The sequence below is a fragment of the Bacillus sp. mrc49 genome (assembly GCF_002803435.1).
In genome coordinates this window covers 1-1,205 of sequence record NZ_PHNG01000561.1, presented here as the reverse complement: position 1 = coordinate 1,205, position 1,205 = coordinate 1, and the positions used below count along the sequence as shown (strand labels likewise).

Below are 1,205 nucleotides of genomic sequence, written 5' to 3'. Positions count from 1 at the left end.
ATATAGGAACTTTGAATCTCATCCAGCAAAGGTTTTAAACGTTTTGTTGAAACTGTCTTTTGGCCGTCCACAATTCGACGAAGCTCGGCTAGTTCTTTCATGAGTGGGCTCCTTCCCTGTTTATTCGCGACATACTTTATTTACTTGTCTGTAAGTCAATGTCTGGAATGATTTCTTCTGGCCTAAATAACACTTTATAATGGTATGCATCTTCGTACTTCGCATCTGTTTGTTCTACAAAGTAGCTTACGTTGTCACTCAAGCCAAGGTAATGCTTCTTGTATTGATCTTTTCCAACTTTGCAAGTGACAGTTAGCTTCTTACCACTATCCGTATTAAGTGCACATAGCCCTTCAACCGTAAGAAGGTATTTGTCTGTTATTCCATTGAAAAATACTACTCTTCTCTGTACTTCAAAAGAATCTGCTGACTTTGATAGATTCTCTGAAACCGTATCTGCTTCGGTCGTACAACCTACCAAAGATACAATTGACGTAATCCCTAAAACAAACAACGCCATCTTCTTTTTCATTTTCATCAACCTTTCATTTTTTACTTCACCGTTTATTCGGACTGTGCATTTATAGACTTTTCATGTAAATCCATTACACATCCTGGACAAAGCCTAACGGTAGAAGTCTGTTCTTCAACTAAACCTATTGATATATCAAGGATATTTTCATTTGAATAACAAGACTGACAACGTACATAAGTTTTCTTAATGACTTCCACTTTAATAATGCTGGTCACCTTCCTTCACAGTTTGTGTCTACTGTTGAAGTATTTCACCATTTTATTAATCAGCATTTCAGTAATATTTTTTTGTTCGTAATACCTGTTTTCTGCCGCCTTTTGCTTTTGAACGGCTCCTTTTATGGCAGCTGAGTATGCACCATCAATCGTATTGCGAATATCCCTGATGGCCTTATCGCTTAAATGAATACTGTGTTCTTCCTGGATGCAATGTTTAAGGTGATTTGCGAATTCAGATTGTGTTCTCATCCTTCTCACTCCTTAACTTGCAATATTGTTACTCAGCAATCGATAAATCAGATTCCAGTGATTCATACTCATCAGCAAACATGAAAACATCACCATCCCTCGGTATGCTTTTTTTATTACAGCGATCCAAAACAGTTTGGTAAGAAAAGAAGCATTTTCTCCCGGCTTCACGAACTGATTTAAATTCCTCTAAAACTTCCATA

Annotated in this window: 2 protein-coding genes; both read right to left on the bottom strand. The window is 37.0% G+C overall.

Going from position 1 to position 1,205, the window contains the following annotated elements:
* Window positions 1–136 precede the first annotated feature (136 nt).
* On the bottom strand, window positions 137–532 hold the full coding sequence (locus CVN76_RS05825; protein WP_100530151.1) for a beta-sandwich lipoprotein: 396 nt from the start codon (window positions 530–532) through the stop codon (window positions 137–139).
* Between the two features lie 224 nt (window positions 533–756).
* Window positions 757–1,002 carry a hypothetical protein gene (locus CVN76_RS05820; protein WP_100530531.1) on the bottom strand — a complete coding sequence of 82 codons (246 nt, stop codon included), beginning with the start codon at window positions 1,000–1,002 and terminating at the stop codon, window positions 757–759.
* Window positions 1,003–1,205 lie beyond the last annotated feature (203 nt).